The 25,920-nt window shown below is 68.0% G+C and carries 20 protein-coding genes; 14 read left to right on the top strand and 6 right to left on the bottom strand.

The window, feature by feature from the left end; all coding sequences use genetic code 11:
- The first annotated feature begins 5 nt into the window (after positions 1-5).
- The gene (locus tag ABSH63_RS13515) at positions 6-1,514 is read left to right on the top strand and encodes an aldehyde dehydrogenase family protein (protein ID WP_352890404.1); all 1,509 of its coding nucleotides are present in this window, start codon (positions 6-8) and stop codon (positions 1,512-1,514) included.
- A gap of 38 nt (positions 1,515-1,552) precedes the next feature.
- Here ABSH63_RS13515 and ABSH63_RS13510 read toward each other — a convergent pair whose 3' ends face one another.
- The gene (locus tag ABSH63_RS13510) at positions 1,553-4,123 is read right to left on the bottom strand and encodes a winged helix-turn-helix domain-containing protein (protein WP_352890403.1); all 2,571 of its coding nucleotides are present in this window, start codon (positions 4,121-4,123) and stop codon (positions 1,553-1,555) included.
- A gap of 213 nt (positions 4,124-4,336) precedes the next feature.
- Here ABSH63_RS13510 and ABSH63_RS13505 point away from each other — a divergent pair, with 213 nt between their 5' ends.
- Positions 4,337-6,358, top strand: coding sequence for a TonB-dependent receptor family protein (locus ABSH63_RS13505; RefSeq protein WP_352890402.1), 2,022 nt, complete (start codon positions 4,337-4,339; stop codon positions 6,356-6,358).
- 43 nt (positions 6,359-6,401) lie between these two features.
- On the opposite strand, the gene ABSH63_RS13500 is transcribed toward ABSH63_RS13505, so the two are convergent.
- Positions 6,402-7,577: an OmpA family protein gene (locus tag ABSH63_RS13500; RefSeq protein WP_352890401.1), complete on the bottom strand. Its 1,176-nt coding sequence runs from the start codon at positions 7,575-7,577 to the stop codon at positions 6,402-6,404.
- 298 nt (positions 7,578-7,875) lie between these two features.
- Here ABSH63_RS13500 and ABSH63_RS13495 point away from each other — a divergent pair, with 298 nt between their 5' ends.
- The 6 genes from ABSH63_RS13495 (at position 7,876) to ABSH63_RS13470 (ending at position 15,369) form a co-directional block, all read left to right on the top strand.
- Positions 7,876-8,691 (top strand): glucose 1-dehydrogenase, encoded by an 816-nt coding sequence (locus ABSH63_RS13495; RefSeq protein WP_352890400.1) that lies wholly within the window; start codon positions 7,876-7,878, stop codon positions 8,689-8,691.
- Between the two features lie 96 nt (positions 8,692-8,787).
- Positions 8,788-9,246 carry a DUF3237 domain-containing protein gene (locus tag ABSH63_RS13490; protein ID WP_352890399.1) on the top strand — a complete coding sequence of 153 codons (459 nt, stop codon included), beginning with the start codon at positions 8,788-8,790 and terminating at the stop codon, positions 9,244-9,246.
- 108 nt (positions 9,247-9,354) lie between these two features.
- Entirely contained in the window at positions 9,355-10,299 is a 945-nt protein-coding gene (gene lipP1 / locus ABSH63_RS13485) for a LipP1 family hormone-sensitive lipase (protein ID WP_352890398.1), read from the top strand.
- Entirely contained in the window at positions 10,296-11,066 is a 771-nt protein-coding gene (locus tag ABSH63_RS13480) for a glucose 1-dehydrogenase (protein WP_352890397.1), read from the top strand. The genes lipP1 and ABSH63_RS13480 overlap by 4 nt, the downstream gene beginning before the upstream one ends.
- 317 nt (positions 11,067-11,383) lie before the next feature.
- Positions 11,384-13,690, top strand: coding sequence for an efflux RND transporter permease subunit (locus tag ABSH63_RS13475; protein ID WP_352890396.1), 2,307 nt, complete (start codon positions 11,384-11,386; stop codon positions 13,688-13,690).
- 35 nt (positions 13,691-13,725) lie between these two features.
- The gene (locus tag ABSH63_RS13470; RefSeq protein ID WP_352890395.1) at positions 13,726-15,369 is read left to right on the top strand and encodes an isovaleryl-CoA dehydrogenase; all 1,644 of its coding nucleotides are present in this window, start codon (positions 13,726-13,728) and stop codon (positions 15,367-15,369) included.
- A gap of 14 nt (positions 15,370-15,383) precedes the next feature.
- Here the strand turns inward: ABSH63_RS13470 and ABSH63_RS13465 are convergent, their stop codons facing one another.
- Complete coding sequence (locus ABSH63_RS13465; protein ID WP_352890394.1) at positions 15,384-16,115, bottom strand: hypothetical protein; 732 nt, start codon at positions 16,113-16,115, stop codon at positions 15,384-15,386.
- 256 nt (positions 16,116-16,371) lie between these two features.
- Here ABSH63_RS13465 and ABSH63_RS13460 point away from each other — a divergent pair, with 256 nt between their 5' ends.
- Positions 16,372-16,827: a DUF1499 domain-containing protein gene (locus ABSH63_RS13460; protein ID WP_352890393.1), complete on the top strand. Its 456-nt coding sequence runs from the start codon at positions 16,372-16,374 to the stop codon at positions 16,825-16,827.
- A gap of 61 nt (positions 16,828-16,888) precedes the next feature.
- On the opposite strand, the gene ABSH63_RS13455 is transcribed toward ABSH63_RS13460, so the two are convergent.
- A complete protein-coding gene (locus ABSH63_RS13455) occupies positions 16,889-17,383 on the bottom strand; it encodes a hypothetical protein (protein ID WP_352890392.1) in 495 nt (164 codons plus the stop codon).
- A gap of 194 nt (positions 17,384-17,577) precedes the next feature.
- Positions 17,578-17,919, bottom strand: a complete 342-nt coding sequence (locus ABSH63_RS13450; protein ID WP_352890391.1) for a histidine triad nucleotide-binding protein — start codon at positions 17,917-17,919, stop codon at positions 17,578-17,580.
- Between the two features lie 62 nt (positions 17,920-17,981).
- Between ABSH63_RS13450 and msbA the strand changes: the two genes are divergently transcribed.
- Genes msbA through kdsB form a run of 4 tightly spaced genes read left to right on the top strand, consistent with a single transcriptional unit; the run spans position 17,982 to position 21,683 of the window.
- A complete protein-coding gene (gene msbA / locus ABSH63_RS13445) occupies positions 17,982-19,748 on the top strand; it encodes a lipid A export permease/ATP-binding protein MsbA (protein ID WP_352890390.1) in 1,767 nt (588 codons plus the stop codon).
- Positions 19,745-20,731 carry a tetraacyldisaccharide 4'-kinase gene (gene lpxK, locus ABSH63_RS13440; RefSeq protein WP_352890389.1) on the top strand — a complete coding sequence of 329 codons (987 nt, stop codon included), beginning with the start codon at positions 19,745-19,747 and terminating at the stop codon, positions 20,729-20,731. The genes msbA and lpxK overlap by 4 nt, the downstream gene beginning before the upstream one ends.
- Entirely contained in the window at positions 20,728-20,913 is a 186-nt protein-coding gene (locus ABSH63_RS13435; protein ID WP_352890388.1) for a Trm112 family protein, read from the top strand. The genes lpxK and ABSH63_RS13435 overlap by 4 nt, the downstream gene beginning before the upstream one ends.
- On the top strand, positions 20,910-21,683 hold the full coding sequence (kdsB, locus tag ABSH63_RS13430; protein WP_352890387.1) for a 3-deoxy-manno-octulosonate cytidylyltransferase: 774 nt from the start codon (positions 20,910-20,912) through the stop codon (positions 21,681-21,683). Before ABSH63_RS13435 ends, kdsB begins: the two co-directional genes overlap by 4 nt.
- 13 nt (positions 21,684-21,696) lie before the next feature.
- Here kdsB and ABSH63_RS13425 read toward each other — a convergent pair whose 3' ends face one another.
- On the bottom strand, positions 21,697-24,531 hold the full coding sequence (locus ABSH63_RS13425; protein WP_352890386.1) for an Rne/Rng family ribonuclease: 2,835 nt from the start codon (positions 24,529-24,531) through the stop codon (positions 21,697-21,699).
- Positions 24,532-24,826: 295 nt separating this feature from the next.
- On the opposite strand from ABSH63_RS13425, the gene ABSH63_RS13420 reads away from it, so the two are divergent.
- Entirely contained in the window at positions 24,827-25,801 is a 975-nt protein-coding gene (locus ABSH63_RS13420; protein WP_352890385.1) for an RluA family pseudouridine synthase, read from the top strand.
- Positions 25,802-25,920: the final 119 nt, after the last annotated feature.

The raw sequence follows: 25,920 nt of genomic DNA, 5'->3' as shown, positions 1-25,920 counted from the left end.
TCCCCATGGACGACGTCGCGACCCCTGTGAGCCTGCTGCCGCAGGTTGAGGCCTTCATCGCAAAGCCGCGCAATATGCTGATCGGCGGCCGCTGGCAGGCGGCCGCCTCCGGAAAGACCATCGACGTGATCGATCCGTCGAACGGCCGCAAGCTCACGACCGTACCGTCCGCCGATGCCGAGGACATCGACCGCGCGGTGCGCGCCGCACGCACGGCGTTTCGTGACGGTCCCTGGTCGCGGATGAAGCCGGCCGAACGTGGCCGCATCATCTGGCGCATCGGCGATTTGCTCTGGCAGCACCGCGACGAGCTGGCGCAGCTCGAATCGCTGGACAACGGCAAACCGATGACCGTCGCCCAGGTCGCCGATGTGCCGCTGTCGGCGGAGATCTTCCAGTATCAGGCCGGCTGGGCGACCAAGATCCACGGGCTGACGATTCAGCCCTCGGTGTCTTACATGGACGGCGTGAGCTGGCATGCCTACACCCGGCGCGAGCCGCTCGGTGTCTGCGGTCAAATCATCCCCTGGAACTTCCCGCTGTTGATGGCCGCGTTCAAGCTCGCTCCGGCGCTCGCCACCGGCAACACCGTGGTGCTCAAGGTTGCCGAGGACACCCCGCTGTCGGCGCTGCGCCTGGGTGAGTTGATCCAAGAAGCGGGTGTACCGGATGGTGTCGTGAACATCGTCACCGGTTATGGCGAGACCGCCGGTGCCGCGCTCGCCGCACATCCGGACGTGGACAAGCTCGCGTTCACCGGCTCGACCGAGGTGGGCAAGCTGATAGTCGACGCGGCGCGAGGCACGCTCAAGCGCGTGAGCCTCGAACTGGGCGGCAAGTCACCGAACATCATTCTCGACGATGCCGACCTCGAGGCCGCCATACCCGGCGCTGCGATGGCCGCATTCTTCAATCACGGCCAGTGCTGCACGGCGGGTTCGCGTCTGTTCGTTCAAAGCGGCGTTTACGACCGCGTGGTCGAAGGCGTGGCCGAGTTCGCTCGCGCGATCAAGCTCGGCCCCGGACTGGCGCCGGACACGCAGATGGGGCCTCTGGTGTCGGAAAAGCAGTTGCAGCGGGTGCTCGGCTACATCGACATCGGGCGCAACGAGGGTGCCCGGCCCTACACCGGCGGCGCACGCGCACCCGGCGCCGGCTTCTTCGTCCAACCGACGGTCATGGTCGACGTCGGCGACGGCATGCGCATTTACCAAGAGGAAATCTTCGGACCGGTGGTGTCGGCCGTGCGCTTCGACGAAGTCGACGATGCGCTGATCCGGCGCGCCAACGACACCATCTATGGTCTCGCCGGCGCGGTGTGGACGCGCGATCTGCGCAAGGCGCACCAGCTCGCAGCCGCGCTCAAGGCGGGAACGGTCTGGATCAACGCCTACAACGCCTTCGACGCATCCCTGCCGTTCGGCGGTTACAAGCAATCGGGCTGGGGACGCGAGGGGGGCGAAGCGGTGCTGGAGCACTATCTCGAAACCAAGGCGGTGGTCGTTTCCGTGTAGGCGCCCGGCGAAGGCGCGCGGCAGCGCGTCGGCGCGCGTCACCCGATCAGGCCGTGGCTGCGAGCGACGGTGATCGCGCGTAGGCGGCTGTCGACGCCGAGCTTGGCGTAGATGTTCTTGAGGTGGAACTTGACCGTGTTCTCGGACAACGCGAGTCGATGCGCCATCTGTTTGTTGGAGACCCCTTGCGCGAGCAGGCCCAGGATCGCGAGCTCGCGTTCGGTCAGCGGCTCGCAGGGCGGTGGCGACGCCGCGGCGACTTGAGCGCCGCAGGTTTCGAGCAGCCGCCGGGTGAACGCCGAGGCATCCGTGGGCTCACCGGTGGCCAGACGCGCGAGCAGCGGCGCGAGCGCGCTCGCCTCCTCGACGAAAGCGCGCACGAAGCCACCCGGCGCGGCCAGACGCAGGGCCTCGCGCAGCGCTCGCTCGGCGGCGCGGTCCTGCCCCGCGCGCGCATGGTTCTTGGCCTGAAGGATGTGCAGGCGCATCTGCCGATAGGGGCGCGAGCCGGCGTCGGTTCTCGCGCTCTCGATCAACTGCTCGGCGAGATCGTGCTGCTTACTCTCGATCGCCAGCAGGATGCGCGCGTACAGCGGATTGCCCAGATCGTCGGCGAACAGCCGCCAGCGGCTTGTTGTCGTGCCGGCATGTGGCATTGCCGTGGCGAGCGTGCGCGCGTAATCGACGTGGCCTGCCGCCAGGGCCCGACGCATGCGTTCGCCGACGACCAGACAGGACAGCCGCGTCCAGCCGTTGGCTTGGGCCAGCGACTCCAGCTCCTGCAGACGTTCGTCGGCCTGCGTGCGCCGCGAGCGCGCATCGTCGATGCGCGCCATCGCGAGCAGGGCGAGGGCGGTGAAGTCGGCCAGGGTCGATTCAACGATGATGTCGTGGTGCTGGCCGTAGATCGTGTCCGCGGTGTCGAGCTCGTTGGCCTCGTAAAGGGCCCACAGATAGCAGGCATACATCGCCGCCGCCGCGACCGATCGATCGAGCAGTGGCTGCGCCTCGGTCGCGAAGCGGCGACAGCGAGCCAGCGCGGTGTGCAGGTCTCCCTGGAGCATCGCCGCGACCGCCGCGACCGCGGCGTTGTAGCCGCCGGAAAACGGCGCGGGCGCGCGCTCGCTGTGCTGCAGCGCCCGCGCCAGCAGCTCGGTGCCCCGATCGAAGGCGTTCTCCGCCAGCGCGCGATAGGCCGCCAGATTGCCCGCGGCGCCGAGTTCGAAGGCCTCAAAGCCGCGACTGTGCGGCTGGTCGAGCGCGAAGCGTTCGGATCGTGCGAAGGCCTCTTCGACATCGTCCGCCGAGATCGCCGCCATGGACATCACGATGTTGGCGTCGAGCTGCGCCGACCGCTCCAGCTCGCCGATCTTTTCGAGCAGCGGCGCCAGGGGGCGGTGTCGACGCAGGAAGATGTAGGTCCAGGCGATCTTGACCATCAAGGCCGGGTGCTTGGCGATCGCCTCCCACGGCAGTTGTTGCGCCCAGCGCTCCACGGTGATGAGCTGGCCTTGCGGAACCAGCCGGGAGGCCCAGCGGTCGAGGGTCTGCGCGGCGAGCGCGTAGTCCCCGCAGGCGATGGCGTGATGCAGGGTTTCGGCGTGCATCGCCTGCGCCTCGTACCATTCGGCTGCGCGTCGGTGCGCGGCCGTCAAGGCCTGCGGATCGCGCATCGCGAGCTGATCCATCAGACAGGTCGCGAACAACGAATGGTATTTGAACCAGCGCAGCTCGGCGTCGAGGCTGCGCAGGAACAGGCCGGCGCGTTCCAGTTGCAGCAGCAAATCCTGCGCGCCGGTCTGCCCGGTGACCGCTTCGCACAGCGGTGCGCAAAGACGCGTGAGTACCGAGGTGCGCAACAGGAATTCCCGCACCTGTGGCGGCTGTGTCGCGACGACGTTGTCGACGAGGTAGTCGGTCAGCTCTCGTGGTCGCGGCAGCTCCGGCTCCTGCAGGCGTGCACGGACGCTGGCTCGCTTGAGCGACAGGCGGAAGAGTTGCAACGCCGCGGGCCAGCCTTCGGTGCGGCGATGGATGGTCTCGATCTCCGCCGACGTCAGGTCGAGATCTTTGGCATCGGCGAAAAAGGCCGCGGCTTCCGGCAACGAGAATCGCAGCTCCTCGGCGAGGATCAGCACGCCCCGGCCTTCGACGATCGCCCTGGGCAGTCCGATGTCGGGGATCGCGCGCGAACCGATGTAAAGCCGCACGTTCTCCGGCAGGCGTTCGCTGAACTCGCGGAAGAATCGCAACAGTTCGGGCGAGCTCAAGGCCTGGAACTCGTCAAAGAACAGCGCCGTGTGTCGGGGCAGGCGGCGCAGCGACTCGATCATCCAGTCGGCCCGGTGCCGTCCGCGCAGCTCGGGCACGTCGATCCCCAGATCGGGGGCGAGCCGATTGATCAGCGCGCCCAGGTGTGGCAGCAGCCGACGCGGATCGTTGTCGGCCTCGTCCAGCGTGAACCAGCCGGTCAGGCTGCCATCCGCCTCGCATTGCTGCTTGATCTGGATCAAGGTGGTCGTCTTGCCATGGCCAGCCGGTGCCTGCAGCACCACCAGGCGCGCACCGCCGCGTTGGCGCAGCAGGTCCAGCAGCGCTTGACGACGCACCAGTGGGCGCGACACGGATGGCGCAAACAGCTTGTGCGCGCTGAGAGGGGACTCGTGGCTGGAGGACATGGGCGTACAACGGATGACGCGCGGGAGCATAACGCAATGTTCACGGACCATCGCTCGGTGTCGGACGCCGACTCTGTCGATCGACCGGCGCACGCTCGATGGGGTCGCTACCATATACGGCACAGCTTCGCCCGGGCCTTTTCGATGCGTATCGTCGTCGCTCTTGCCGTCGCCATGACGCCGGCAATCTCGACATTCGCCGTGCACGCACAGCAGACGCTGCCGCCGCTCGAGGTGCGCAGTCCGCGCATCGAGCTGCCGTGGTCGCAGACACCGGCGGCGGTGGGCGCGGTGTCGGCCAACGAGCTGCGCGGCGATCCGCAGCTCGCGCTCGACGAGGCGCTGGTGCGTATTCCCGGCATCTACGCGCAAAACCGCTACAACCTCAACCAGGGGCTGCGCCTGTCGATCCGCGGCTTCGGCAGCCGCGCGAGCTTCGGCGTGCGTGGCATCCGCGTGCTCGTCGACGAGGTGCCGCTGACGATGCCGGATGGCCAGACCGATCTCGATGCGCTGGACCTTGCGCTGCTGCACGGCGTCGAGGTGCTGCGCGGCCCGACCTCGGCGCTGTACGGCAACGGCGCCGGCGGCGTCGTCGCGCTGCGCACGCGCGATGTGCCCGAGCTGCGCCATGGTCGCGTCGATCTGGTGGCCGGCGAACTCGGCGAGCGACGCTGGCGCGTCGAGGCCGGCGGCATCGGCGAGCGCTTCAGCGGGCTCGCAGCGGTCGCCCGCCGCGAACTCGACGGCCATCGCGACAACATGGCCGCCGACAGCACCATCGCCAGCGGTCGCTTGCGTGCGGCGCTGGGCGGCGGCGTGCTGGAGCTTTCGCTCCACACACTGGACATCGACGCCCTCGACCCCGGCGCGCTGACCCGCGCCGAGGCCGACGCCGATCCGTCTGCGGCCAATCCGGCGGCGCTGCGCTTTGCCGTCGGCGAGTCCATCGAGCAGCAACGACTCGCATCACACTGGTCGCGCGCCATCGGCGAGGCCACCGAGATCGCTTTGCGCGGCTGGATCGGTGAACGCGACTTCGCCAACCGCCTGCCGTTTGCCCGCGGCGGCCAGACCGTGTTCGACCGTCGCTTCGGCGGCATCGGTGTTGCGCTCGATCATCGTTTCACGACCGCCGGTCTCACGCACACGCTGAGCATCGGCGGCGATTTCGAGTCGCAGCGCGATGCGCGTGCACGTTTCGACAACGCCGAAGGCGGCGTGCGCGGTGCACAGACACTCGATCAGGACGAGAAGGCACGCGGGCTGGGCCTTTTCGTCGTCGACCAGATCGAGCTCGGCGGGCCGTGGCTGGCGGCACTGGGGCTGCGTCATGACGAGATCCGGCTCGCGGTCGACGATGCCTTCATCGACGACGGCGACGACAGCGGCCGGCGCGTGTTCGACGAAACCAGCGTCAACCTCGGTCTCGGTTATCGCCTCGGCGACTCGGCGCTGCTGTATACGCGCTACGGCAGCGGCTTCGAGACGCCGACCAACAATGAACTGGCCAATCCCGCCGGTGGCGGCTTCAATCCGGACCTCGAATCGGCCGCGGCGCGCAATCTCGAGGCCGGCGTGAAGTTCGCACTCGCGACGCTGCGCGCGGAGCTCGCGATTTATCGCGTGCGCAACGACGATGAGCTGGTGCGCTTCGAACTGGACGACCAGCCCGGGCGCAGCTTCTATCGCAATGCCGGCGCCACCGAGCGCGATGGTGTGGAGCTGGGCGTGGCCTGGCAGGCTCTGCCGTCGCTGATGCTGTCCGGCGCGTACAGCTTCAACGACTACCGCTACGAGCAATACCGGCTCGGCGACGACGACTTCGGCGGCAAGGCGATTCCCGGCATTCCGCGCCAGCAGCTGTTCGTCGAGACCGCGTGGACGCCGCAGCCCGGCTGGCTGGCGCGCGTGCAGGCAGTGGCGCTCGATCGTGTCTTTGCCGACGACGCAAACGAGGCGCGCGTGAGCGGCTACCTCGTGGCCAACGCGCGCCTGTCCTGGGAAGGTCGCGTCGGTGACGTCACGCTGCGACCGTGGCTGGCGCTGAACAACGTCTTCGACACCGACTACACCGACAATCTGCGCGTCAACGCTTTCGGTGGGCGGTACTACGAGCCGGCTGCCGGACGTACGCTGATCACCGGAGTCGAGCTGCTCCTGTGACCGGCGTGCGGCCCGCCGCTCGGCGTGCTGATGCCACCCGGCCTCACATCACGGTGAGTTCGACGCGCCGGTTCTGCTCGCGGCCCTCTTCGCTGTCGTTGTCGGCGACCGGGCGGGTCTCGCCGTAGCCCACGGCGGTCAGGCGCGCGCCGTCGATGCCGTGGTCGACCAGATAGTCGCGCACGCTCGCGGCGCGTCGTTCGGACAGGCGCTGGTTGTAGGCCTCGCTGCCGCGGGCATCGGTATGGCCGCCGATTTCGACGCGGATCTCGGGTGCGGCTTGCAGCGCCGCGACGACACCGTCGAGGATCGTCTGTGCATCGGCGGTCAGGCGCGCGCTGTCGAACTCGAAAGTCACGCCGCGCAGCACGACGACATCGCCGGCCGCGCAGCCGGACAAATCCACCTCACCGTTGTCGCCCACCGGCGCGCACACCGGCTCGGGCGCCGGTGCCGGTGTGCAGCCGGTCGCGTCCACGCTCGCGCCGTAGGCTGTGTCGGGGCACTGATCGACATCGTCGAGCACGCCGTCGTTGTCGGCATCGGCAACCGCGACGACCGCGATCGGCTCCGGTGCCGGTGGTGGCGGCGGCGGGCGGTAGAACAGCGGGAACATGAAGCCGGCGCTGAGCACGACATCGCCGAACCGATCGTCGCTGCCGTCGCCCAGATCCGGCTCGCCGTGATCGTCGAGCCGGTACTTGGCCTCGACGCGCAGCGCCGCCGGGTTGCCGAACAGGTCGAAGGCGCCGAGGTAGCCCAGGCCCAGGTCGTAGACCGTGGAATCGTAGTCGGCGAGGCCGACCACGCCGTCGACGGTGAGCGGATGATTGCGCACGTCGTTGTAGGCGGCGCCGGCGAGCAGGAAGACGTCGCGCATCGCCCCCGGCAGCGGGAACAGCAGCAGATTGCCGCCGTAGCCGGTGGCTTCGGTGCGCGCGCCGACGAAGATGTCATCCTCGTCGTTGAACTTGGTGTAGTAGGCCAGCGCCTCGACGGCGGCAAAGCTCAGCAGGCGCGTGCCGAGCGCGAGCGTGCCGCCGTAGCCGACCTTGGTGCGACGTGCGCTGTCGTCGACGGTGAAGGAGAGTAGCGGCGCCACGTACACCGGTCGCCCCATGTTCTCGATGCGCCGTGGCGGCGTCTCATCGACCTGTGCGGCAACACTGCCGGTCGCCAGCATGGCGGCGGCTGCGGCGAAGAATGTCGCTCCCCTCATGTTTCGATCTCCTCGCTTCTGTGAATATCGCTGCGACGCCGGTCGCGTCCGCCACACGCGGGCGCGGGCCCGAGCACGCGGCCTGGACTGCTTGGCTGCACATCATCGCGCCTTGTCGCGCGCAATGAACTACCCGTCGGGGTGGTGGTGGCCGGCGGACCATCGGCTAGGCTGCGATCGGCCGCCGTCGTGAGCTTGCCGGTCGCCCTCTGGCTTCGACGTGGGCATCGCGGGAACGCCGTGCGGTGGTCGTGCGTGCCGTGGCGTGCAGCGAGCGTGGACAGCGAGGACCCCAGCGATGGATTACCGCACCGCTTTTCGTCTCGATGGCAAGGTCGCACTGGTCACCGGCGCAGCGCGTGGCCTCGGTCGCGAGATCGCGCGCGCCCTGGCCGCGGTCGGCGCCAAGGTCGCCGTCAGCGACATCATCGACGACGGCGCCAGGGCGACCGTCGAGTGGCTGCGCGCGAGCGGTGCCGACGCACGCGGGTTCGTGCATGACGTGACCGATGAAACGCAGTGGCAGCAGACCATCGCCGGCACCATCGAGGCGCTGGGCGGCCTCGATATCCTCGTCAACAACGCTGGCGTCGAATCAGGGGCCTTGCTCGCCGAGTGCACCGTCGAGGACTTTCACCGTATCCAGGACGTCAACGTCACCGGCACGTTTCTGGGTTGCAAGCACGCGATCCGCGCGATGTCGCCGGGCGGTGCCGCCGGTCGCGGCGGCGCGATCGTGAATCTGTCGTCGGCGGCCGGGATGATCGGCGTCATCGCGCACAGCGCCTATGGCGCATCCAAGGGGGCGGTGCGCGCGCTGACCAAGGCGGCGGCGGTCGAATGCGGGCGGCTCGGCGTTGGCGTGCGCGTGAACTCACTGCATCCGGGGCTGATCCTCACGGCGATGGGCGAGCAGTTGCTGGACGGTCTGGTGCGGCTCGGGCTCGCCCCCGATCGGAAGCAGGCGCAGGCCGCCTTGCTCGCACTGCATCCGATCGGCCGCTTCGGCGAGCCCGCCGACGTCGCCGCTGCGGTGATCTACCTCGCGAGCGATGCCGCCCGCTGGGTCACCGGCGCCGAGCTGTCGGTCGATGGCGGCGTGGTGGCGGCTTGACCGCGTGAGGCTGACGCGATGATCGACCAGACTCGTTCGTTGATGCGGGCACCGCATGCGCTGCGGTGCCTCTGTGTCTGACCGGAGACCACCCCCATGCACAGACTTCAAACCGAGCATTGGTTTTCTTTCGCGGCCACGCTGGCGCCGCCCGAGCTGATCGGGCCCGTGGCCGAGGGGATTCGCGTCAATTTCTGGCTGACCGGCGGCGAGGCCAAGGGACCGCACATCCGGGGCAAACTCCGTGCCGAGGGCGCGGACTTCTTCACGCTGCGCACGGATGGCGTCGGTGTGTTGAGCGTGCGCACCGTGATCGAGACCGACGACGGTGCGCTGATCGATCTCGCCTACGAGGGACTCAGCGACCTGGGCGCGGACGCGTACACACGGTTTCTCGCCGGCGATCTACCGCAGCGTCTCGAACTGCGCATGCAGCCGCGGCTGCGCAGCGCGCACCCGGCCTACGCCGATCTGGCGCGCCGGCTGTACGTGGGGGTCGGCGTCGGCGAGATCGGTAGGCTGAGTGTCAGCTACGACGTCTATGCCGTCGTCTGAGCGCGACACCAAGACGCGAGATGGCGCAGGACCCCGGCGCGTATCGGTGGCACCCGGATGCACCTTTCTACCCACGGATGACATGACTGTAAGACGGGAGACACGACGATGACCGCTCTTGATCCTCACGCCCGAAAGGTGCTCGACCAGATGGCCGCGTCCGGTGCGCCGACGCTCGACCAGCTTGCGCCGGTGCAGGCCCGCGCGGCGGCCCAGGCCGGCTTTCTGATGTTGCAAGGGCCAAAGCCCGATGTGGCCTCGACCGCCGATGTCGCGGCCGAAGGCCCGGCGGGACCGATTCCGCTGCGCATCTATCGTCCGCTCGGCAGTCGTGCCGACCAGCGGCTACCGGCGTGCCTGTATTTCCACGGCGGCGGCTTCGTGATCGGCGATCTCACCTTGTACGACAACCTGTGCCGCATCCTCGCCAACGCGGCGCGCTGCGCGGTGATCGCCGTGGACTACCGCCTGGCGCCCGAGGCGCGCTTTCCGGCAGCGGTCGAGGACTGCTGGGCGGCGACGCGCTGGGTTGCCGCGCACGCCGGCGAACTGATGATCGACGCAGAGCGGCTCGCCGTGGCCGGTGACTCCGCCGGTGGCAATCTCGCCGCGGTCGTCGCCTTGATGGCGCGCGACGCCGGCGCGCCGAGCCTGCGCCACCAGTTGCTGATCTATCCGGTGGTGCAGCTCGCCGAAACCGAGAGCCTGCGGCGCAACGCCGACGGCTACTTCCTGACGGCGACGCTGATGCAGTACTTCGTCGGCCACTACCTCGGCGACAACACCGCGGCTTTGCAGGATTGGCGACTCGCGCCGATACTCGCCGCCTCGCACGCCGGGCTCCCCCCGGCCAGCATCCTGGTCTGTGGTTTCGATCCGCTGCACGACGATGGCGTGGCCTATGCCGACAAGCTACGCCGCGCCGGAGTCGAGGTGAAGTTCACCTCGCTGCCCGATCAGATCCATGGCTTCGTGTGCATGGACGGTGCCATCCCGGCGGCGCAGCCGGTGCTCGAGGCGCTGGGGCGGGAGCTGGCCACATCGCTCCAATGAACCGTGTCGCCGGCAAGGTCTGTGTGGTCACGGGTGCTGCGCGCGGTCTGGGGCTGGCCGCGGCGCAACGGCTGTACGCCGAAGGGGCGCGCGTGCTGCTGACGGATATCGATGCCGACGCCGGAACGGCCGCAGCTCGCGACCTGGACCGCAGCGGCGCGCGTGCCGCCTTTGCCAGGCACGACGTGACGTGCAGCGAGGACTGGTCGCGCGTGCTCGATCTCGCGCAGCAGACCTTCGGCGCGCTGGACGTGCTGGTCAACAATGCCGGCGTGGCCGCCATCATGGATGTCGAGGCGCTGACACCGCAGGAATGGCAGCGCACGCTCGACGTCAACCTGTCCGGCGTCATGTACGGCACCCAGGCGGCGATCGCGCGCATGAAGGGTCGGGGCGGTTCGATCGTCAACATCGCCTCGATCGAGGGGCTGATCGGTGAGCCGCTGATCCCGGCCTACAACGCCAGCAAGGGTGGCGTGCGCATCTTCACCAAGTCCGCGGCCATCCACTGCGCGCGTGCCGGCTACGGCATCCGCATCAACAGTGTCTGCCCCGGCTTTGCCGAGACCGAGATGGTCGCCGGCGCGCTGGCCGGCATGGCGCCAGAGGACGCACAGGTCTTCGTCGCGCGCACGCTGGCGCGCATTCCGCTCGGCCGCTTCGCCCAGCCGGCGGAGATCGCCGCCGCCGTGCTGTTCCTCGCCTCCGACGAGGCCAGCTACGTCACCGGCGCGGATCTCGTCGTCGATGGCGGCCTGACCGCCTGAATCCCGGGTCACGCGCGCAGCCGTTTCACGATGACCGCCGTACTCGTGCGGCTGCTGGCGCATCGGTGGGACCCGGCGCAAGGCGCGTGATGCGCGCGCGAGTCCGACGACGCGCCGCCGTCCTGGCAACGGCAGCAGCGGTGAGCAGGACCGCATCGGCATGAACGGTTCCGATCGCAATCTCCGGAAGTGACCGCTCGATCTCATCGTCCATGCGTGTATTGGACTGCCGCGGCGCAAGACGCCTTCGCGATCGATTCTGAGCGCGGTGTTCGCATACCGGCTAGTATGCAATACCTCGATGGGAGAGCCCGTTCATGGAAGCGCGTATCGCCGCCGCACTCGTGCGGTATCGGCTCGGTCTTTTCGTAGTCGGTCTGCTGTCGCTGCTGGTGCTGGCCGCCGGTGCGCGCGATCTGTGGTTCGAGGGCAGTTATCGCATCTTTTTCTCGGACGACGATCCGTACCTGGTCGCCAACGACCAGATCGAGGCCTCGTATACCAAGGCCGACAACGTCGCCTTCATCGTCGCGCCGAATGACGGAGAGATCTTCACGCGCAAGACCCTTCGGGCGCTGCGCGAGCTGACCGAGGCCGGCTGGACGCTGCCGCGCTCGATCCGCGTCGATTCGATCACCAACTTTCAGTACGCGGTCGCCGAAGGCGACGATCTGCTGGTCAATGATCTGGTCCCCGACCCCGATGGTCTGAGCGACGATGACATCGCACGCCTGCGCGAGATCGCACTCGCCGAGCCGGCGCTGGCCGGCGCGCTGCTGTCGCGCCGGGCGCATGTGGCCTCGGTCAACGTGCGCCTGGAGATGCCGGGCGACAGCCGCGAGACCAGTGAAGTCAATCGCGAGGTGATGCAAGCCGCGCGTGCGATGCGCGATGACTTCGAGGCGCGCTACCCGCATCTGGACATCCATCTGATGGGGCAGGTGGTCGTCAATCACGCCTTCAACGAACTCGCCGAAGCCGACGCCGCCACGCTGGTGCCGGTGATGTTCGTCGTCGTCGTCGCGCTGCTGGCGCTGTTCCTGCGCTCGCTCGGGGCCGTGGTCGTCACCAGCCTGGTGATCGTCGCCAGCATCATCGCCACCGTCGGCGTGCTCGGCTGGCTGGGTTATCAGATCAACCAAATCAACGTGTCGGCGCCGGTGATCATCCTGACTTTGGCGGTGTCCGACTGCGTGCACATCCTCGTGCACTACCTCAACGATCTGCGACGCGGCATGGCCAAGCTCGATGCGATGCGCCACGCGCTGGAGATCAACGTCGTGCCGGTGTTTCTGACCAGCCTGACGACGGCGATCGGCTTTTTCTCGCTCAACAGCAGCGACTCGCCGCCGTTTCGCGAGCTCGGCACCGTGGTCGGCTTTGGTGTCTTCGCAGCGATGTGCTTCGCGCTGGTACTGTTACCGGCGCTGATGCTGTGGCTGCCGGTGCGCGTCGGCACGCAGACGCGTCTCCAGCAATTGCATCTGGCGGGACTGGCCGACCGCATCCTCGCGCGCCACGGCCTGTTCTTCTTCGGCACCAGCGCGCTGGCGCTGCTGCTGATTGCCTTCATTCCGCGCAACGAGCTCAACGACGACACCGTGGCCTATTTCAAGCCGCCGCTGGAGATCCGCACCGCCTTCGACTTCGTGCAGGACAATCTGACCGGCGTCGACTCCGTGGCCTACTCCCTCGATGCGGGCGGACCGTCGGGCATCAACGAGCCGGCGTACTTGCGCAAGGTCGAGGCGTTCAAGCAGTGGCTCGAACAGCAGCCCGAGGTCACGCACGTCGCCAGCTTCACCGACGTGGTCAAGCGCCTGAATCGCAACATGCACGGCGACGATCCGGCGTACTACCGGATTCCCGACGACCGCGAGCTGATCGCGCAGTACATCCTGCTCTACGAGCTGTCGCTGCCGCAGGGGCTGGATCTCAACGATGCGATCACCTTCGACAAGTCGGCGACGCGCGTCTCGGTCAGCGTCAACAACGTCGCCTCAAAGGGGCTGATCGCCTTCGAGCAGCGCGCTGCCGAATGGCTTGCGCAGAACGCGCCGGAATTCCAGGCGCAGGGTTCGAGCGTGAGCCTGATGTTCGCGCACATCGGCCAGAACAACATCTACAGCATGCTGCAGGGCTCGATGATCGCCATCGTGCTGATCGCGCTGACGCTGATCATCGCGCTGCGCTCGGTGAAGTTCGGCCTGCTGTCGCTGTTGCCGAACGCGTTTCCGGCCGCCATCGCCTTCGGCGTCTGGGGCATCGTCGACGGCCACGTGAATCTCGCCGCCGCCGGTGTGTTCTCGATCACGCTCGGCATCGTCGTCGACAACACCATCCATTTCTTCAGCAAATACCTGTACGCGCGCCGTCAGCGCCAGCAGGACACGGCCGAGGCGATCCGCTACGCATTCTCGACGGTCGGCGCCGCGTTGCTGGTGACCACGGTGGCGCTGGCGCTGGGATTTTTGATCCTGGCGCAATCCGATTTCGCGGTGAACGCGACCATGGGCCTGATGACGGCGATGGTCATCGGCATCGCGCTGGTGTTCGATCTGCTGTTCCTGCCGGGGTTGCTGATGCGTGCCGATCGCAGTCCGCCGACGCCGCGGCCTGTGTGAAGATAAGTGGCTCGTCGCAGCGGAGGACCCGCGTCATGAATCCCGATCGCCGTTTCTTCACCCACGAGGTCGAGAATCAGGCGCCGCCGCTGGCCGACTACAACGCCTGGCGCACGGACACGGTGCTGCGCGAGGGCGTTGCCCGCGAAGGCGGCGGCTGGGCCGAGGTGCACCTGGATGCCTTCGGCGCCGTCGCCGGCGGCGAGCTGATGCGCCAGGGCGTTCTCGCCAACGAGAACAAGCCCAAGCTGCGCGCCTTCGACCGCTATGGGCATCGCATCGACGAAGTGGAGTTTCACCCGGCCTATCACCGCGTGATGCAGCTCGGCATGCTCTACGGCGTGCACGCCTTCGCGTGGCGCAACGAGAACCAGCCCGGTGCGCATGTCGCGCGTGCGGCGCTGTCCTACATGCACGCTCAGGCCGAGGCCGGTACCGGTTGTCCGCTGACCATGACCCACTCGGCGGTACCGACGCTGCGCCACAGCGCCGCGCTCGCCGCACGCTGGCTGCCCAAGCTCACCGCCACCGAGTACGATCCGCGCGTGCTGCCGATGGCCGACAAAACCGCCTGCACGATCGGCATGGGCATGACCGAGAAGCAGGGCGGCTCGGACGTGCGCGCCAACAGCACGCGTGCCGAGCGTCAAGCCGACGGCAGCTACCGCATCGTCGGCCACAAGTGGTTCTTCTCGGCGCCGATGTGTGACGCCTGGTTGGTGCTGGCCTACACCGACGCCGGCCTCGGCTGCTTTCTGATGCCCAAGGTGCTCGACGATGGTTCGCGCAATGCGATCCGCATCCAGCGCCTCAAGGACAAGCTCGGCGATTGGAGCAATGCGTCGAGCGAGGTCGAGTTCCACGGCGCCTGGGCCGCCCTCGTCGGCCAGGAAGGGCGCGGTGTGGCGACCATCCTGCAGATGGTCGCGCTGACGCGGCTCGATTGCATGATCGGTTCGAGCGCGCTGATGCGTCAGGCGCTGGTACAGGCGATCCACCACGCGCAGCATCGTAAGGCCTTCGGCAAGCGGCTCGTCGAGCACGCGCTGATGAAGAACGTGCTCGCCGATCTGGCGCTCGAATCCGAGGCCAGCACCGCGCTGACGCTGCGCGTGGCGCGCGCCGTCGACGCTGCGGCGCGCGACGCCGGAGAAGCCGCGTTCGCGCGCCTTGCCACCGCGATCGGCAAGTACTGGATCTGCAAGCGCTGCCCATCTTTCGTCAACGAGGCGCAGGAGTGTCTCGGCGGCGCCGGCTACGTCGAGGAGAGCAATCTGCCGCGGCTGTACCGGCAGGCACCGCTGAACTCGATCTGGGAAGGCAGCGGCAACATCCAATGCCTGGACGTGTTGCGCGCGCTGAGCAAGGAGCCGCAGACGCGCGAGGCCTACTTCGCCGAGCTGTTCGCCGCCAAGGGGGCGCACGCCGATCTCGACCGCGAGATCGGCTGGCTGTCGTCCGCCTTCGACGACATCACGACGCTGGAGTTGCGCAGCCGCATGATCGTCGAGCGCATGGCGCTGGCCCTGCAAGCCTCCGTGCTGCTACGTGCCGGCGTGCCCGGCGCCGAGCTGTACGCGTCGACGCGGCTCGGCGGCGAGCACGGCCTGAACTACGGCACGCTGCCGGCGCATGCGCCGTTCGACGCCTTGATCGCGCGCGCGGCGATCGCGGCTTAGCCCGACGCAAGCAGTCAGTCTCGATCGCGGTCGCGACGTCCGCCGAAACCGTAAGTCACGGAGAAGCCGATCGCGTCCACGTCGCTGAGGAAGCGCGAGTACAGCAGTTCGACGCCGCCCAGCCCCTTGCCGTAGCGCCAACCGCCGCCGACGGTATACACCGAGCCGCTGCGCTCGCGCTCGTCGATGTCGCGGATCGATGTGATCTGGTAGCCGTAGCCGAGCTTGCCGGTGGCATAAAAGCGCCCGGGCGAGCGCAGGACCAAGTAGGCCCCGATCAACTGCATCTGGAAATCGTCACCGGTGGTCGTCACTTGCTGGCCTTCGCTCGCCGGCGTACAGCCGGGCGGCAGCGGGGGATTTTCGGAGATGCAATTGCCGTCGCTACCGCCGATGATGGCCGTGCCGCCGCGATTCTCGCCGGGAATGATGCTGACCGACAGATTGATTTCGGCAGCGATCCAATCGAGGTTGGGGACGCGGATGCCCAGCACGCCCTCCAGGTTGACCGCCTCCTTGAGGTTGTCGAAATCGGTGCTCACGCGCGACAGGCCGATGCCGCTATAGGTCACCGACGCTTCGTCGTCGTCACGATCCGCAGAGTCCGACGCCTTGGAGCCGTCCGGCTTGGATTCTTCCTCTGCCGTCGCTTGGTCTTCGCTCGCCTTGGCCTCGTCCTGAGCTGTGGCCCACAAGGGGGCGAGCAGGGCGCCGAGCAAGGCGGCTCTACGCATCCACACAGACATGGTTGGTTCTCCTGAACTTCATCGCATTCCGATCGAAGCGGGCCGGTGCGGCAACGGCGTATCGCCGTTTTCGCCCGCCGCCGCATCCTGCCCTGCATACGCCCGCGGCCGGGGCCTGGACGCGCAAGTCGAGCGCGAGTGCGGCACAACTATACCCGTTGCGCAACGCGGCCGACCGGTAGGGCCGCGGGTGGTATCCGCGGCGCGGTCGACGTGACTATCCTTGGGTACGGGGACGGTACCGAGGGTCTTGCGCATGCGCTTGTTCGTCCGGTTGTCGCTGTTTCTCCTCGCCGCGGTGATCGCGATCGCGTTGTATGCGAGCTGGCGCACGCCGGGACACCTGTATCGTGAGAGCGGCGTATTCGCCGGTTGCCCACCGCGCCCGAGCTGCGTGTCCTCGGTCGCGAGCGACCCGCGGCAGCGTGTCGAACCCTTGCACTATCGCGGCGATCCGGCCTCGGCACGCGAGCGGCTCCTCGCCGCGATAAACGCCATGACCGGCAGTCGGATCCAGCAGGTGGGTCCCAACTATCTGCACGTGCTGTTCGTTACCCCGCGGATGCGCTTTCGTGACGACTTGGAACTGCTGATCGATGCCGGCGGTGAAATCCAGGTGCGTTCGATCTCGCGCTTTGGCTATCGCGATTTCGGCGTGAATCGGGCGCGCATCGAGGATCTGCGCCGGCGTTTCGCCGCCCTCGACGACTGAGCCATGAAGCGCCCGCGCGATCGGCGCGCGGGCGTTACATGCTCTGGCGGTGTGCCGATCCTCACTCGGCGTGGACCTGCCCCTGCACGTCGGCGTTCACGCTGGCGTCGACGGATCCTGCCGTGCCGAGTACACCGCCCACTACGCCGACCCCGGTTTGTACGCCGGACTTGATCGCGCCGCCGACGGCCTTGCCGCCGCCGACCGTCGCGTCCTTGGCCGCAGCGAGGCCCGCGCGGGTCTTGGCCTGGGTCTGAGCCTGGGCCTCGGCCGCGCCTTCGACCGTGGCCTGCTTGGCTTTCACCGCCGCATCGGCGCCCGCCCCGGTTCCGGCTTGCGCTTTGGACTGGGCTTGGCTGCCGAGCTCGCGGGCGGCGTTCGCCGTCGCCTGTCCGGCCGCCTTGGCCGAGTCTGCGGTCGCGGCTGCGGCGCCTTCGACGCTGTGCGTCGCGCTTTGGGCATCCACGGCGACGCCGACCGAGGCCTCGGCCTTGACGTCGGCCTTAGTCTGCGCCGATGCCGGCAACGCCGTGACGAGCGCGGCGGCGGTGAGCATGCAAGACAGCTTGTTCATCGTTTTACCCCTTCTTGAGTGCGTGACTCCGGCGCGGACGGTGGCCGGACGGACACAGCCTAAGGTAGGGGGCTGAATTGGGTGTGAACGAGCGGCCGTGTCGAGCGCGGCCTTGCCGGTCCTGCGCGCGCGCCGGTGGTTCGCCGCGTGACGCATCGTTTCACGACAGACCCGGCTCACCCCGGGGGCCATTTGAGGGGACGGCCGCCGAGCAGGTGCAGGTGCAGGTGGAACACCGACTGGCCGGCGCCGGCGCCATTGTTGACGACCAGGCGAAAGGCCTCGCCGTGGCCCTGGTCGGCGGCGATCTTGGCCGCGGTCAGCATCAGATGGCCGAGCAGAGCCTGGTCATCGGCGCGCGCATCGCACAGTCGCGGGATCGGCTTGCGCGGCACCAGCAGGATGTGCATCGGCGCACCGGGGTTGATGTCGCGGAAGGCGACGCAGTGTGCGTCCTCGTGGACGATGTCGCCGGGGATCTCGCGGTCGATGATTTTCTCGAACAGGGTCTTGCTCATGACGGCTGAAGGAGTAAGGCGGGCGAGTTGGTAGCATACGCCGAACCTTACACGACTCCGGCATGAGCACCGCCGCCCAAGCTGCCCGCAAGCCCTGGCCGACCTATCGACGCCTGCTCGGCTACTCGTTGCCGCACTGGCGCGTGATGCTGCTCGCATCGCTGGCGACCGCTGCCTTCGCTGCTGCGGATGCCGGATTCGCGGCGCTGGTCAAGCCATTGCTCGACAAAGCCTTCGTCGAACAGAACGCGGCGTACATCCGCACCCTGCCGCTGCTGATCGTCGGTCTGTTCTTGCTGCGCGGGATCAGCTCCTTCGCCGCCACCTATGGCATGTCCTGGGTCGCGCGCCGCGTCGTCAAGGATCTGCGCGGTCAGTTGTTCGACAAGCTGCTGGTGCTGCCGGCGCGCTTCTATGACAGCGTGGGCTCCAGCCAGTTGATTGCGCGCCTGACCTATCACGTCGAGCAGGTTGCCGATGCCGCGAGCACAGTGCTCACCGGCGTGCTCAAGGATACGCTGACGATCGTGTTCTACATCGGTCTGATGGCGTGGCTGAACTGGAAGCTGACGCTGTTCGCCTTCGTCGTCGTACCGTTCATCGCCTTGATCATCCGCTACGTCAGCGTGCGCTTTCGCAAGATCAGTGTGCGTATCCAGGACAGCGTCGGCGATGTCACCGAAGCGGTCGACGAGGCAGTGAGCGGACAGCGCGTGGTCAAGGTCTACAACGGGCAGGACTTCGAGTCGCGACACTTCGATGCGATCAACGAACACAACCGCAAGCTGTCGATGAAGATCGTCGCGACCAAGGCCGGCAGTGCGGCGCTGATCCAGTTCATCGCCGCCTGGGCGGTCGCCGCGATCGTGTTCTTCGCGACGCAGCCGGGCATGATCGAGGACATGACCGCCGGTACGTTCGCCGCGTTCATGCTGGCGATGATGTCCTTGATGCAGCCGATGAAGAACATGGGCACGGTCAACGAGCGCCTGCAGCGCGGCATCGCCGCGGCGACGGAGATCTTCGCGACGCTCGATCAGCCCGCAGAGGTGGCCGAGGGCAGCCGTCCCCTGCGGCGCGCACGTGGTGCGATCGAGTTCGAGCACGTGCGCTTCCGTTATCGCGACGAGCTCGGCGATGCGCTGCACGACATCAATCTGCGCATCGAGCCGGGACAGTCGGTCGCCTTCGTCGGCAAGTCGGGCAGCGGCAAGAGCACGCTGCTGTCGCTGCTACCGCGCTTCTACGATGTCGATGCCGGCGCGATCCGCCTCGACGGCGTGGACCTGCGTGAGTACCGGCTGCACGACCTGCGCCGGCAGATCGCCCTGGTCGATCAGCAGGTGCGCTTGTTCAGCGCGACGGTGGCCGAAAACATCGCCTACGGCCTCGATCCGCAGCCCGACGAGGCGCAGATCATCGATGCCGCCAGGCGTGCGCACGCCTGGGAATTCATCGAGAAGCTGCCGCAGGGTCTGCACACGCCCTTGGGTCAGAATGGCGCGACCCTCTCCGGCGGCCAGCGTCAGCGGCTGGCGATCGCACGCGCGCTGCTCAAGGATGCACCGATCCTGATTCTCGACGAGGCCACTTCGGCACTCGACACCGAGTCCGAGCGCCTGATCCAGTCGGCGCTCGAAGCGCTGGTCGGTGGGCGCACGACGCTGACCATCGCGCACCGGTTGTCGACGATTCAAAACGCCGATCTGATCGTCGCGATGCAGGACGGCCGCATCATCGAGACGGGTACGCACGCAGACCTGCTGGCGCGCGGCGGTCTGTATGCGGCCCTGCACCGCATGCAGTTCGAGACCGACGCCGCGCCATGAACTCTTGGCTCGTCGCGCGCTGGTACGCCGACGCGCCCGCGCCGCTGCTGCTGCGCCCACTGGCCAGCCTTTACGGGCGCATCGCCGCGCAGCGGCGCCTGCGCTTGCAGGCGCGTGCGCAACGTCTCGGGGTGCCAGTCATCGTGGTCGGCAACATCGCCGTGGGCGGCACCGGCAAGACACCGCTGGTGATCTGGTTGGTCGAGCGTCTGCGTGCCTGGGGCTGGCGTCCGGGCGTGGTCAGCCGCGGCTACGGCGGAAAGCCGCCGCAGCGACCGTATCTGGTGCGCGCCGACGGCGATCCGCGCGCCTGCGGCGACGAGCCGCTCTTGATCGCGCGCCGCGGTGGCGTGCCAGTGGTCGTCGATCCCGATCGTGTCGCGGCGGCGCGCCAGCTGCTGCGCGCCGGCGAGGTCGACGTCATCGTCAGCGACGACGGCCTTCAGCACTACCGTTTGGCGCGCGACCTGGAGATCGGCGTCGTTGACGCTCGCCGTGGTCTCGGCAACGGCGCATTGCTGCCCGCCGGCCCGCTGCGCGAACCCCCGGCGCGGCTGCGCGAGCTCGATCTCGTCGTCGTCAACGGCGAGGGCTGGAGCGATGTTTCGCTGCGGCCGCTGCGCATGCGTCTGCTCGCCGGCGAGGCCGTCAGCGGTAGCGGCGAGCGGCGGGCGTTGAGCGCCTTCGCCGGCCGGCGTGTGCACGCGGTCGCCGGTATCGGTCATCCGCAACGCTTCTTCGAGACCCTGCGTGCCGCCGGCATCGAGGTGATCGAGCACGCCTTCGCCGATCACCACCGTTTCCGGCCACAGGATCTGGCATTCGCGGATACGCTGCCGCTGATGATGACCGAGAAGGACGCAGTCAAGTGTGCGGGCTTCTTTGGGGCTGACTGGTGGGTGCTGCCAGTGTCGGCGCACTTCGACGCCGCCGACGAGCGTCGCGTGCGAGAATCCGTCGAACGCCTGAGGACGGACCGATGATGGACAAACGCCTGCTCGACATACTCGTGTGCCCGGTGACCAAGGCACCGCTGGAGTGGCACCCGGAGCGCAACGAGTTGTGGTGCCGCGCTTCGCGCCTGGCCTATCCGGTGCGCGACGGCATCCCGGTGATGCTGGAAGAGGAGGCGCGCACGCTGACGGACGAAGAGCTCGGGCGGTGAGCGACACCACGGCGGGACTTGCCTTCAAGGTCGTGATCCCCGCACGACTGGGCTCGACGCGGCTGCCGCGCAAGGTGCTGCTCGACATCGCCGGCAAACCGGTGATCCGTCACGTCTGGGAGGCCGCGCGTCGCGCCGGCGCCAGCGAGGTCGTGATCGCCACCGACAGCCAGGAGGTGGTCGAGATTTGTGCGGGCTTCGGCGCCGACGTGCAGATGACCTCGGCGCAGCATCAGTCCGGCACCGATCGCGCCAACGAGATCGCGCGCCGCCGCGGCTGGAGCGCCGACACCATCGTCGTCAACCTGCAGGGTGACGAGCCGCTGATGCCGCCGGCACTGGTGCGCCGTGCCTCAGCCCTGCTCGCCGACGACGCTGAGGCGCACATCGCCACGCTGTGCCATCCGATTCATCGCCAGGACGAATGGCACAACCCCAACGTCGTCAAGGTGGTGATGGACCGGCGCGGTTACGCGCTGTACTTCTCTCGCGCGCCGATCCCGTGGCCGCGCGACCAGGCGCCGGCGATGCCGGCCGGGCTTGCGTATCGACACATCGGTCTGTATGCCTATCGCGTCGCCGCGCTGGGCGAGTTCAGCGAGCTTCCGGCGGCGCCGCTCGAAAGCTGCGAGGCGCTCGAACAGTTGCGCGCGCTGACCCACGGCTTTCGCATCAAGCTTGGCGTCGTCGAATCACCGCCGCCACGAGGTGTCGACACCGCGGATGATTTGCTCGCAGTGGCCGCGCTGCTGACGCAGCGCGGCGCCTGATCCGCATCTCGCTTCAGCCGGACTTGCCGGCGTCATCGTGCTCGCTGTGCGCGTTGCGGACAGCCTGCTCGAAGTACTTCAGATAGTCGGCCGCGGGTGCCGTGGCCCGAAACTGCGGCCCGCCGGCCGTCGTTGCGCGCTCGCTCGCGAGCGGCTCGGTGGCGTTCGCGCCGTCCTGGGCGCGGTCCGCATCGATCGGGGTCTGGTCGAGCGGTTCCGGCGCTGCGTCCTTTGCCGGCGCCGGCGCGGCCTCGGGGGCGGCGCCGTCACCGAGGGCCGCGGATTGCGCTGCCGGCGGTGCCGGTCCGCGCGTCGCCGCGGCTTCGTCGCTGCCCGTCGCCTGTTCCTGGCTTGCCGTTTGGTCGCGCACCGTGATGCCGAGCAGGCCGTCGGCGGCAGGGGCATGCTCGCCGTCGGCTGCTGCCGTGATCGGCGTTGACGGCGGTGTCGGCGCGAAAGCATCCGGTGCAGCGTTTGCGTCGCGGCTCGTCGGTTCGGCGTTGATGACGGCGAGTGACGCCGTCTGCGTCGCCGTAGTCGGGGCGTGCGGTGCCGCAGTCAGTGCCAGCGCCTGCTCCTGCTCGTCGCGCGCCGGCGCGTCATCGGTCATCTCGTCGGCGGCCTCATCCACCGCGCCGGACGGCGCGCTGCCGGTCGCGCCGTTGACCCCTGCGGCTTCGCGATCACGGCGACCGCGTCCACGCCCGCCGCGGCGGCGGCGCGCGCGTCCGCTGCGCTGCGCCGGCGCTGCCGTGCCCGCCTCGCCGCTCGCGGCGACGTCGCTGATCACCGTGCTCGCGGCCGCCGCAGACGCCGCTGGGGCAGTGCCGACGGTGTCCTCCGCACGCGCGTGCGGGGGACGCGCCGTCGGCTCGTCGCGCCGGCTGGGAACGGCGGTGCTCGGCGTGGCGGAAGCCGCGGGCGCGCGCGCGCCCGGCGCGGCTTGGCTCGGCGGCAGCGGCCGCGCGCTGCGCGGCTTGTCGGCTGCACTGGTGTCACGCTGCGGCGGGCGGCCACGGCGATCGTTGCCGCGACGTTTCTCGCCGCGTGCGCCGTCGCGGCGCTCGTCGCGTCGCGCACTGCCCGCGCGCTGCTCGTGCGCGGGCGTCTTCTGCGCGGTCTGCGCTCGTGTCGCGACCGGTCGGGCGCCGAAGCCGAGCCAGCTCAAAAGCCGCGTCCAGAAGCCACCGCTCGATGCCACCGCAGTCATCGGTGCCGCGACCTCGCGAATCACGATCGGCGCGGGGCTCGATGGCAGGATCTGCTTGACCGCGGCCTCGGGACTCGTGCGGGTCACCGTCTGGGGCCTGATTAGTTCTTCATGCGCGGCGGCGTCGAAGTTCTGCGCCAGGGTGTAACTGATGGCGCTGTTGTCGTCTTGCTGCAGATGGTCGGCGCGCACGCGCCGGATCTCGTAGTTCGGCGTGTGCATCGTCGGGTTGGGGACGATGGTGATGTGTGCGCGGCAGCGGGCCTCGATCTCACGCACCGCCAGGCGCTTTTCGTTGAGCAGGAAGGTGCCGACGTCGACCGGAACCTGTGCGATCACCCGGCCGGTGCGTTCTTTCATCGCTTCTTCTTCGATCAGGCGCAGGATCGACAGCGACAGACTCTCCACCGAGCGGATCTGGCCGCGGCCGGAGCAGCGCGGGCAGGGGATCTGCGTGTGTTCGGCGAGCGTCGGCCGCAGACGCTGGCGCGACAGTTCGAGCAAGCCGAAGCGTGAGATGCGGCCGAGCTGGATGCGCGCACGATCGACTTCGACCGCCGTTTCCAGGCGCTTTTCCACTTCGCGCTGGTTCTTCGGCGAGTTCATGTCGATGAAATCGATCACGATCAGGCCGCCGAGGTCGCGCAGGCGGAGCTGGCGTGCGATCTCGTCGGCCGCTTCGAGATTGGTGTTGAGCGCGGTGTCCTCGATGCTGGCGCCGCCGGTGGCCTTGGCCGAGTTGATGTCGATCGCGGTCAGCGCCTCGGTGCTGTCGATGACGATCGAGCCGCCCGATGGCAGGCGGATCGTGCGCTCGTGCGCGAGTTCGATCTGCGATTCGATCTGGAAGCGCGAGAACAGCGGCATCTCGTCCTTGTAGAACTTCAGCCGCGGCAGTTGATGCGGCATCACGTGTTCGAGATGCGTGCGCGCCTGCTCGTAGATGTGTTCGTTGTCGATCATCACCTCGCCGATGTCCGGGCGCAGGTAATCGCGCAGCGCGCGCAGGATGATGTTGTTCTCCTGATAGATCAGGAACGGACCCTTGCGTTCGGCGGCGGCCTTCTCGATCGCGTTCCAGATGTCCTTGAGATAATCGGCGTCCCACTGCAGCTCCTCGACCGAGCGACCGACGCCGTTGGAGCGGATGATCACGCCCATGCCGTCGGGCAGTTGCAGCTTTTCGAGCGCCTCCTTGGCTTCTTCGCGCTCGTCGCCCTCGGCGCGGCGCGAGATGCCGCCGGCCTTGGGATTGTTCGGCATCAGCACCAGGTAACGGCCGGCGAGGGAGACGTAGGTCGTCAACGCCGCGCCCTTGTTGCCGCGCTCTTCCTTCTCGACCTGGACGATGAGCTCCTGGCCTTCGTGTAATTGTTCACGCAGGTTGCCGGATTTGCCGTCCTTGAAGTAATTGCGGGCGATTTCCTTGACCGGGAGAAAGCCATGACGCTCGCCGCCATAGTCGACGAAGCAGGCTTCGAGCGAGGGTTCGACGCGGGTGATGCGTCCTTTGTAGATGTTCCCTTTCTTCTGTTCCCGGGCGGCGGTTTCGATGTCAAGGTCGATCAGCTTCTGTCCATCGACGATGGCCACTCGCAGCTCCTCGCGCTGCGTGGCGTTGATGAGGATGCGTTTCATGCATGAGATCCTGGTCGATACGGCGGCGCCTTTCCGGGCCGTGCGTCCGAATCTCAGCCATATGGCGAGTCATGGTTCGGTCCCCGGGTGAGGCGCGTACGCGCGTAAGGTGATGTGGAGCGACAAGCTTGCGACGGCAGGCGCGGCAACGCGCATGCGGTCTCGGACTGTTCGGCGGCGGGCGGGCTGATACAATGCCGGGCGCTTCGACGCCTTCTCGATTTCCGTTAGCGTTGATGCGGGAATGGTCTGATTTGCATCAGTTTTCCCACCCGTACTGACGGATCGTCATAGTTTGACACAGAATCGCCCCCAAGTCCGCAAGATCGTCGTCGGCGCCCGCGAAGATGGGCAGCGCATCGATAACTTCCTGATTCGTCAGCTCGCGGGCGTCCCCAAATCGCACGTCTACCGCCTGCTGCGTTCCGGCCAGGTGCGGGTCGACGGTGGGCGCGCCAAACCTGAACGCAAGCTGGTCAAGGGCGAGGAAGTCCGCATCCCGCCGGTGCGGGCCGCGGAGCGTGGCGAGGCGGTTCGCCCGCCGGATGCGGTGCTCGACAAGCTGCGCGCGGCCATCGTCCATGAGGACGAGCATTATCTCGCCATCAGCAAGCCGGCCGGCCTCGCCGCCCATGCCGGTAGCGGAGTGAGGTTCGGCGTGATCGAGGCGGCTCGCGCCTGGGGGCAACACGCGTTCCTGGAGCTGTGTCACCGCCTCGACCGTGACACCAGCGGCGTGCTGCTGCTGGCCAAGTCGCGTGCGGCGCTGCTGCGTGCGCAGCGCGCGTTCAAGCACGGCGAGGCCGACAAGCGCTATTTCGCGCTGCTGGTCGGACGCTGGAAGGGCGAGGACCGGGACGTGGACGCGGCGCTGGTACGCAATGCCATCGCTGGCGGCGAGCGCCGCGTGCGCGTCGACGAGGACGACGGCAAGCCGTCGAGGTCGCGCTTCTCGCCCCGCGCGCGTTACGCCACGGCGACGCTTTGCGAGGTCCAGATCTACTCCGGACGCACCCACCAGATCCGGGTGCATGCCGCGGCCCTGGGCCACCCGGTGGCCGGCGACGACAAGTACGGCGAGCGCGAGCACAACCGCGCATTGCGTGAAATGGGTCTCCGGCGCATGTTCCTGCACGCGCATCTGCTGAGCCTGCCGGCTGCAGGCGAATTCCCCAAGCTGCTGCTGAGCGCGCCGCTGCCGGATGAACTGCGCGAAGTGCTCGACCAACTCGGCGCGCCGCAGGCGATCGGGACCAGGCGCCGACGCTAGCCCGGATCCGTCACGAGTAGGCTGCTGAGAAGGCACGGCGGATTCGCTGTTGCCCAGTAGAATTCGGTTGTCGAAGCCAATTCTCTGGAGCGAATCCGCCGTGACGGAATGCTACCAAG

Source organism: Sinimarinibacterium thermocellulolyticum (genome assembly GCF_040327995.1).
Lineage (GTDB): Bacteria > Pseudomonadota > Gammaproteobacteria > Nevskiales > Nevskiaceae > Solimonas > Solimonas thermocellulolyticum.
This window is presented reverse-complemented; position numbering and strand designations above follow the sequence as displayed.

What these genes read in the sequence shown, in the direction of transcription:
- ABSH63_RS13470 (WP_352890395.1), top strand. Translation starts at nt 13,726, where the DNA reads ATGAATCCCGATCGCCGTTTCTTCACCCACGAGGTCGAGAATCAGGCG.
- ABSH63_RS13500 (WP_352890401.1), bottom strand. Translation starts at nt 7,577, where the DNA reads ATGAGGGGAGCGACATTCTTCGCCGCAGCCGCCGCCATGCTGGCGACC.
- ABSH63_RS13475 (WP_352890396.1), top strand. Translation starts at nt 11,384, where the DNA reads ATGGAAGCGCGTATCGCCGCCGCACTCGTGCGGTATCGGCTCGGTCTT.
- msbA (WP_352890390.1), top strand. Translation starts at nt 17,982, where the DNA reads ATGAGCACCGCCGCCCAAGCTGCCCGCAAGCCCTGGCCGACCTATCGA.
- ABSH63_RS13505 (WP_352890402.1), top strand. Translation starts at nt 4,337, where the DNA reads ATGCGTATCGTCGTCGCTCTTGCCGTCGCCATGACGCCGGCAATCTCG.
- ABSH63_RS13480 (WP_352890397.1), top strand. Translation starts at nt 10,296, where the DNA reads ATGAACCGTGTCGCCGGCAAGGTCTGTGTGGTCACGGGTGCTGCGCGC.
- ABSH63_RS13460 (WP_352890393.1), top strand. Translation starts at nt 16,372, where the DNA reads ATGCGCTTGTTCGTCCGGTTGTCGCTGTTTCTCCTCGCCGCGGTGATC.
- ABSH63_RS13425 (WP_352890386.1), bottom strand. Translation starts at nt 24,531, where the DNA reads ATGAAACGCATCCTCATCAACGCCACGCAGCGCGAGGAGCTGCGAGTG.
- ABSH63_RS13450 (WP_352890391.1), bottom strand. Translation starts at nt 17,919, where the DNA reads ATGAGCAAGACCCTGTTCGAGAAAATCATCGACCGCGAGATCCCCGGC.
- lpxK (WP_352890389.1), top strand. Translation starts at nt 19,745, where the DNA reads ATGAACTCTTGGCTCGTCGCGCGCTGGTACGCCGACGCGCCCGCGCCG.
- ABSH63_RS13515 (WP_352890404.1), top strand. Translation starts at nt 6, where the DNA reads ATGGACGACGTCGCGACCCCTGTGAGCCTGCTGCCGCAGGTTGAGGCC.
- ABSH63_RS13455 (WP_352890392.1), bottom strand. Translation starts at nt 17,383, where the DNA reads ATGCTCACCGCCGCCGCGCTCGTCACGGCGTTGCCGGCATCGGCGCAG.
- ABSH63_RS13495 (WP_352890400.1), top strand. Translation starts at nt 7,876, where the DNA reads ATGGATTACCGCACCGCTTTTCGTCTCGATGGCAAGGTCGCACTGGTC.
- lipP1 (WP_352890398.1), top strand. Translation starts at nt 9,355, where the DNA reads ATGACCGCTCTTGATCCTCACGCCCGAAAGGTGCTCGACCAGATGGCC.
- ABSH63_RS13435 (WP_352890388.1), top strand. Translation starts at nt 20,728, where the DNA reads ATGATGGACAAACGCCTGCTCGACATACTCGTGTGCCCGGTGACCAAG.
- ABSH63_RS13490 (WP_352890399.1), top strand. Translation starts at nt 8,788, where the DNA reads ATGCACAGACTTCAAACCGAGCATTGGTTTTCTTTCGCGGCCACGCTG.
- ABSH63_RS13465 (WP_352890394.1), bottom strand. Translation starts at nt 16,115, where the DNA reads ATGTCTGTGTGGATGCGTAGAGCCGCCTTGCTCGGCGCCCTGCTCGCC.